This window comes from Brevundimonas sp., assembly GCF_018608325.1.
Taxonomy (GTDB): Bacteria; Pseudomonadota; Alphaproteobacteria; order Caulobacterales; family Caulobacteraceae; genus Brevundimonas.
On the sequence record NZ_JABAZW010000025.1, the window covers coordinates 1 to 7448 of the forward strand.

8 protein-coding genes are annotated in these 7448 nt (G+C 64.7%); 5 read left to right on the forward strand and 3 right to left on the reverse strand.

Annotation, left to right across the window (positions count from 1 at the left end; all coding sequences use genetic code 11):
• The 3 genes from pgk to gap form a co-directional block, all read right to left on the reverse strand.
• Positions 1–360 (reverse strand): phosphoglycerate kinase (gene pgk, locus QZ281_RS02495; protein WP_292224333.1); only part of this gene is annotated, 360 nt, incomplete at its 3' end.
• Between the two features lie 18 nt (positions 361–378).
• Positions 379–705, reverse strand: coding sequence for a hypothetical protein (locus QZ281_RS02500; RefSeq protein WP_292224335.1), 327 nt, complete (start codon positions 703–705; stop codon positions 379–381).
• Complete coding sequence (gene gap, locus QZ281_RS02505) at positions 705–1712, reverse strand: type I glyceraldehyde-3-phosphate dehydrogenase (RefSeq protein WP_292224337.1); 1008 nt, start codon at positions 1710–1712, stop codon at positions 705–707. The genes QZ281_RS02500 and gap overlap by 1 nt, the downstream gene beginning before the upstream one ends.
• 477 nt (positions 1713–2189) lie before the next feature.
• Between gap and QZ281_RS02510 the strand changes: the two genes are divergently transcribed.
• From QZ281_RS02510 to QZ281_RS02530, 5 genes are all read left to right on the forward strand, one after another.
• Entirely contained in the window at positions 2190–3929 is a 1740-nt protein-coding gene (locus QZ281_RS02510) for a dihydroxy-acid dehydratase (protein WP_292224340.1), read from the forward strand.
• Positions 3930–3932: 3 nt separating this feature from the next.
• Positions 3933–4946, forward strand: a complete 1014-nt coding sequence (gene ilvC, locus QZ281_RS02515) for a ketol-acid reductoisomerase (protein WP_292224342.1) — start codon at positions 3933–3935, stop codon at positions 4944–4946.
• A 19-nt stretch (positions 4947–4965) separates the two neighbouring features.
• Complete coding sequence (ilvG, locus tag QZ281_RS02520; protein ID WP_363297242.1) at positions 4966–6693, forward strand: acetolactate synthase 2 catalytic subunit; 1728 nt, start codon at positions 4966–4968, stop codon at positions 6691–6693.
• Complete coding sequence (locus QZ281_RS02525) at positions 6693–6944, forward strand: ACT domain-containing protein (protein WP_292224344.1); 252 nt, start codon at positions 6693–6695, stop codon at positions 6942–6944. Before ilvG ends, QZ281_RS02525 begins: the two co-directional genes overlap by 1 nt.
• Positions 6945–7005: 61 nt before the next feature.
• Positions 7006–7448: aminotransferase class IV (locus QZ281_RS02530; protein WP_363297244.1), on the forward strand; the 443-nt coding region annotated here is incomplete at its 3' end.

A 7448-nucleotide genomic window follows, 5' to 3' on the forward strand; every position in this document is an offset into this window, starting at 1 on the left:
GAAGCGCACGTTCTCCAGCAGGACCACGCCGCCCGCATCCAGATCGCGGATGGCCTCGACAGCGGGGCCGCCGATGCAGTCGTCGGCGAAGCGGACAGGCGCGCCCAGCAGTTCCTCCAGCGGCTGGACGACCGGCTTCAGGCTCATCGACGGGACGCGCTGGCCCTTGGGGCGGTCGAAGTGGGCCAGCAGCGCCACCTTGGCGCCCGCGTCGCGCAGACGCTGGATCGTCGGCAGGGCGACCCGCAGCCGGGTGTCGTCCGTGACCTTGCCGCCCTCCATCGGGACGTTGAAGTCCACGCGGACCAGAGCCGTCTTGCCGGCGAGATCCTTGGCGTCGTCGAGGGTGCGGAAGGTCATGAGGGCGTCCGTTTACATCTAGGGCCACGCCCAAAGGACGTAGATAAGGAGGGCTGTCAGGGCGGTGAAAGTCAGCAGCAGACCGCCGACGATAAGGTTGAGCAGTTTTTTGGCAGGCGGATCAGGACTATTCCGCAGCCAGATCACGGCGACCCAGAGGGCAGATAGGATCCAAAGTGCTGGGATCAGGTACACGAAAAGGTGCCCTAACCCTTTGAAGCTTAGTAGCGTTTCTTGCGACCAATGCTCGCTCACGTATTGCGGAATATCTATCGCAATACGGCCAACATAAAGCGCAATGGGCGCCGACAGAACCAGAAGGACTGTCAGCGCCCATTTCGTCATCAGAGGAACTTCGCCATCACCAGGGCCGTGTCGGCCATGCGGGTCGCGAAGCCCCATTCGTTGTCATACCAGCTCAGCACGCGGGCCAGCTTGCCGTCGACGACCTGCGTCTGAGGCAGGGCGGCGGTGGACGAGGCGGCGATGTGGTTCAGGTCGCTGGAGACCAGCGGATCGGTCGTCGTGAACAGAACGCCCTTCATCGGGCCGTCAGCGGCGGCCTGAAGCGCATCGTTGATTTCCTGTACGGTCACGTCGCGGGCGGCGACGACCTTCAGGTCCACGACCGAGACGTTCGGGGTCGGGACGCGGATGGACGAGCCGTCCAGCTTGCCCTTCAGTTCCGGCAGAACCAGACCCAGAGCCTTGGCGGCGCCGGTCGAGGTCGGGATCATGGACAGGGCGGCGGCGCGGCCGCGGTACAGGTCCTTGTGCATCGTATCCAGCGTCGGCTGGTCGCCGGTGTAGGCGTGGATGGTGGTCATATAGCCGCGCTCGATGCCGAACAGGTCGTTCAGCACCTTGGCCACCGGGGCCAGGGCGTTGGTGGTGCACGAACCGTTCGAGACGATGATGTCGTCGGCGGTCAGGGTTTCGTGGTTCACCTTGAAGACGATGGTCTTGTCAGCGCCGTCAGCCGGGGCCGAAACCAGCACACGCTTGGCGCCCGCCTTCAGGTGGGCCGAGGCCTTTTCCTTGGACGTGAAGATGCCGGTGCATTCGAAGGCGATGTCCACCTTCAGTTCAGCGTGCGGCAGGTTGGCCGGATCGCGTTCCGCCGTGACCTTGATCTTGCCGGTGCCGACGTCGATCCAGTCTTCGCCCGAGGTCACCGTGCCGGGGAAGCGGCCATGCACCGAATCGTAGCGCAGCAGGTGGGCGTTGGTCTCGACCGGGCCCAGATCGTTGATCGCCACGACCTCGATGTCCGTGCGGCCATGTTCGACGATGGAACGCAGAACTAGGCGGCCGATGCGGCCGAAACCATTGATGGCGACGCGAACGGTCATGGGGAGGCTCCTCTGAGTGGTGGTTTTATCGTTGGCCGTTTCAATGACCGCGAGCGCCGCGTGTTTCAACCCCGAGGACGTAACATCGGGCGATCAACTGTTACGCTGAGGGGTGTTGCGGCAAGAAACACCCCGTCTGGCGATGTTTTTGGCGGATGGGGCAAAAATCTTGCTCAAGCGGGTTGCGCCGTTCCGGCCGGTGTGGTTTCTTGCCGTCAGAACAGGGAGCCACCCGTGGCCACAATGACGCGCGCAATGATGAAGGGACGCACCGCGAAGGCGGTGGCGGTCGCTCGCGCGCCGACGGTGTTCGACGCCCGACTCGTACTCATTCTCACCGTACTTATTGGCCTGCTTACGCAAGCGGCGTGGATGCACGCGACCTGACCTAAACAAACTCAGGATCGCCCGGCACCACCCCGCTACCGAAAGGAAGCGGGGTTTTTCGTGCTTGGCGGTTCGAAACGAACTGGACCTATGACGCAAGATTCTACCTCTGAACCCAGGAAGCCGAACGCGCGCAGCGCCTCGGTGACGGCTGGCCCGAACCGGGCGGCGGCGCGGTCCTATCTGCGCGCCGCAGGCATGCAGGACGCTGACTTCGACAAGCCGATGATCGGCATCGTCAACACCTGGTCGACGGTCACCCCGTGCAACATGCACCTGGACCGGCTGGCCAAGGATGTTCGTGCGGGCATCATCGCGGCGGGCGGCTATCCAGTCGATTTCAACACCATCGTCGTCACCGACGGCATCTCGATGGGCACGCCGGGCATGAAGGCCTCGCTGATCAGCCGTGAGGTCGTCGCCGACTCCATCGAGCTGGCCATCGAGGGTCACCAGCTGGACGGCGTCGTCTGCATCGTTGGTTGTGACAAGACGATCCCGGCGGCGGCCATGGCTCTGGCGCGGATGGATATTCCGGGCCTGGTCTATTACGGCGGCACCATCCTGCCGGGCGTCATCGGCACGAAGGAAGTTTCGGTTCAGGAAGTGTTCGAGGCCATCGGTGCCCATTCGGCGGGCACGCTGGACGACGCGGGCCTGAAGGCGGTCGAGAGCGCGGTCTGCCCCGGCGCAGGCGCCTGCGGCGGTCAGTTCACGGCCAACACCATGGCGATGGCCTTGTCGGTCATGGGCATCAGCCCGATGGGCGCAAATGACGTTCCTGCCGTCGACCCCAACAAGGGCGCGGAAGGCGAGCGCTGCGGCCGCATCATCGTCGAACGTGTTCTGGCTGGCGACAACGCCCGCAAATACATCACCAAGGCCAGCCTGAAGAACGCGGCTGTCGCAGTTTCGGCCTCGGGCGGCTCGACCAATGCGGTCATGCACCTGACGGCCATCGCCGCCGAGGCTGGCGTCGATTTCGGCGTCGAGGACTGCCACCAGGCCTGTATTGAGGCGCCGGTCATCTGCGACCTGAAGCCGGGTGGTCGTTTCCTGGCCTCGCACCTGTTCGCAGCGGGCGGCACGCGTCTGGTCACGCAGCGCATGGCCGAGGCGGGCAAGATCGTCGACACGCCGACTGTCACGGGCCGCAGCCTGTTCGCCGAGGCCGCCGAGGCCGAAGAAGCGCCGGGCCAACTGGTCGTCACCAGCTTCGACGCCCCGGTCATGGCGCGCGGCAGCTACGCCGTCATCTATGGCGATGTCGCCCCCGAAGGCGCGGTTATCAAGCTGACGGGCCACAAGGTCGATGTCTTCGAAGGTCCGGCCTGCGTCTTCGATTCAGAGGAAGACGCCTTCCACGCCGTTCAGGACGGCACGGTCGGCGAGGGCGATGTCATCATCATCCGCTACGAAGGTCCCAAGGGCGGCCCGGGCATGCGTGAGATGCTGCAGGTCACCGCAGCCCTGAAGGGCCGCAAGATCGACAATGTCGCCCTGCTGACCGACGGTCGTTTCTCGGGCGCCAGCTACGGCTTCGTCGCCGGGCACGTTTCGCCGGAAGCTGCTGTCGGCGGACCGATTGCACTCATTCGCGATGGTGACCGCATCACCATCGACGTCACCAACCGCCGCATCGACGTCAATGTCGATCTGGCGACGCGCCGGGCGGGCTTTACGCCCCACGTAGTCCGTCCGGCGCGAGGTGTTTTCGCCAAATACCGCGCCTCCGTCGCCTCGGCGGCTCAGGGCGCAGTCACCATTCCCAACCCGCCGCCGGCTCAAATCCCGGCATCAAGCAAAAAACCCGCTGCTCAGGACGCCTGAACCATGGCCATCACCATCTACACCAACGACGACATCAAGCCGGGCGCCATCGCCGGTCAGCGCATCGCCATCATCGGCTATGGCTCGCAAGGCCGCGCCCACGCCCAGAACCTGCGCGACAGCGGCCATGACGTCGTCGTCGGCGTCCGCGAGGGCGGCACGGGCTGGAAACACGCCACCGCCGACGGTCTGGCGACTGCTGAACCGGCAGAAGCGGTCAAGGGTGCGGACATCATCGCCATCCTGACGCCGGACATGGTTCAGGGCGACGTCTATCGCGAGGTCATCGAGCCGAACGCCAAGGAAGGTTCGGCCCTGCTGTTCGCCCACGGCTTCTCGATCATCTATGAGCGCATCACGCCGCGCGCCGACATGGACGTCATCCTGGTCGCACCGAAGGGCCCGGGTGATCTGGTCCGTCGTGAGTTCCAGCGCGGCCGCGGCGTGCCTTCGCTGTTCGCCATCGAAAAGGACGTCACCGGCAAGGCGCGCGACCGCGCCATGGGCTATGCCAAGGGCAACGGCGGCGCGACCGGCGGCCTGCTGGAAACCAGCTTCCGCGAAGAGACCGAAACCGACCTGTTCGGTGAACAGGCCGTTCTGTGCGGCGGCGCCAAGGAACTGGTCATCCAGGGCTTCAACACCCTGGTCGAAGCTGGTTACCAGCCCGAGATCGCCTATTTCGAATGCCTGCATGAGCTGAAGCTGATCGTGGACCTGTTCTACGAAGGCGGCATCTCCAAGATGCATCACTTCATCTCGGAAACGGCCAAGTACGGCGCTGTCGCCAGCGGCCCGCGCGTTGTCACCGAAGAAACCAAGGCCCGCATGAAGACCATTCTGGACGAGATCCAGGACGGCACCTTCGCGCGCAACTGGATTGCCGAAAACGAAGCCGGCAAGCCGCAGTACGAAGCCTGGCTGAAGGCAGACCGCGAGAGCCAGATCGAACAGGTCGGCGCGCGCCTGCGTGAACGTATGGCTTGGCTGAATACGCCCAAGTCCGAAGCGGCCTGAGCCCAGACTTAAAGACCGGATGACCCAGATGACCGCCGTCGCCTTCAAACCCTCTGCCGAGGCCGCCCAGTCCGGCGCCCGCCTGCTGGTCTCCACCCTGGAGCAGTTGGGTGTAGAGGTGGTGTTCGGTTATCCGGGGGGGGCGATCATGCCCATCTATGACGCCCTGGCCGGTTCCAAGCTGCAGCACTATCTGTGCCGCCACGAACAGGGCGCCGCCTTCGCCGCTGACTCCTACGCACGGGTCAGCGGCAAGGTCGGGGTCTGTATGGCGACCTCGGGGCCGGGCGCGACCAATCTGGTCACCGGCATCGCCAACGCCATGCTGGATTCCGTCCCCATGGTCTGCATCACCGGCAATGTCGCCCAGGGCGTCATGGGCACGGACTCGTTCCAGGAAGTCGATATCCTGGGCGTCACCCTGCCGCTGGTGAAACACTCCTATCTGGTCCGTCAGGCCGCCGACATTCCGGCGATCATCCAGGAAGCCTTCCATATCGCCCGTTCGGGACGTCCGGGACCGGTCCTGATCGACCTGCCCAAGGATGTTCAGTTCGAGCTGACCAGCGAGCCGCGCGGCTTGCATCTGCCGAATGAAATCGCCGTCGCTGAACCTTCGGTCATCGCCGAGGCCGAGGCGGCGATCCGAGCTTCGCGCCGTCCGGTTCTGTACGTCGGCGGCGGGGCCAAGATTTCGGGCGCTGTCGAGGCGGTTCGCGAGTTCGCGGCCCTGACCGGCATCCCGCAGGTTTCGACCCTGAATGCCCTGGGTTCGATCCCGACGGGGCAAGACAATTATCTGGGCATGCTGGGCATGCACGGCACGCCTGCCGCCAATGAGGCGGTTCAGGGCTCGGACCTTCTGATCGTCGTTGGCGCCCGGTTCGATGACCGCGCCACCGGCAAGCTGGCCGAGTTTGCGCCCGAGGCCGGCGTCATCCATTTCGACATCGACCCGTCCGAGATCGGCAAGCTGCGTTCCGTCGCTGTCGGCGTCGTCGGCGACCTGAAGCCCAATCTGGAGGCCTTGAACCGGCGTCTGGCCGATGGTCCGGCCATCGAGGTTTCGGCCTGGGCCGACCAATGGCGCGCACGTTCGGCCGAGACCGAAGTCCGCTATGACGCGCCGGGCGACAAGGTCTATGCGCCCGCCCTGCTGAACGAGCTGTCGCGTCTGGCTGGCCCCAGCTTTATCGCCGCCTGCGATGTTGGCCAGCATCAGATGTGGGTCGCCCAGCACTGCGAATTCTCGCGCCCCGAGGCGCACATCACTTCGGGTGGTCTGGGGTCGATGGGCTTTGGCCTGCCTGCGGGCATAGGCGCCAAGCTGGCCGAGCCGGATGCGGTCGTCGTGACCATCACCGGCGACGGCGGGGTCATGATGAACATTCAGGAACTGGCCACGGTCAACCGGTTCAACATCCCGTTGAAGATCCTGCTGCTGGACAACTCACGCCTGGGCATGGTGCGCCAGTGGCAGGAGTTCTTCTTCGAGCGGAACTTCTCCGAGGTCGACCTGTCCGACAACCCCGACTTCGTGAAGGTCGCCGAAGCCTTCGGCATCGAGGCCTTCCGCATTGAACGCCGCGATCAGGTGACGGCAGGACTGGAGCGGCTGCTGGCCGCCGAGGGACCGATCCTGGCCCACGTCATTATCGATCCCGCCGAGAACGTCTGGCCGCTGGTGCCGCCCGGCAAGAACAACGCGCAGATGATGCATGCTGCAACCGCTGAAGGAGAACTGTGATGACCGACACCATCCAAATCCAGATCGACCGGGCCGACGGCTCGCTTCAGCGTCTCATTGGTCTGGTAGAGCGCCGCGGTTTCCACATCGACGGCATCAACATGGCTGATGAAGGTGATTTTCGTCGCATCGCCCTGACGGTCCGTAGCCGTGACGCCGCCCGCAGCATGGATAATCTGGGCCGCCAGATCGACCGCCTGTTCGGCGCACGCCGCATCGGCAACGACATGATCCAGTCCGAGGCCGCCTGATCGCGGCCTCGCGGCGCTCCCTGATCGAGCGCCAACACAAGAAGTAAGAAGGAAGACGTGCATGCAGCCTCTGGCTGAGAACATCTGGGTCAATGGCGAACTGACGCCGTGGGCCGACGCCAAGATCCACGTGATGAGCCACGCGCTCCACTACGGCACCTCGGTGTTCGAAGGCATCCGCGTTTACGACACGCCCAACGGCCCTCGCGGCTTCCGCCTGCGTGAGCACGTGCGCCGCCTGTTCGACAGCGCGCGCATCTATCATATCCAACTGCCCTACACCGAGGATGAGTTGGTCGAGGCCTGCAATCTGGTGGTGCGGACCGAGGGGCTGCGTTCGGCCTATATCCGCCCCATCGCCTTCCTGGGCCAGTGCGGCATGGGCGTGACGCCGCAGCCGCAGAACATGAATGTCGACATCGCCATCGCCGCCTTCACCTGGGGCGCCTATCTGGGCGAAGAGGCGCTGGAGAAGGGCGTGGACGCCTGCGTCTCCGGCTGGAA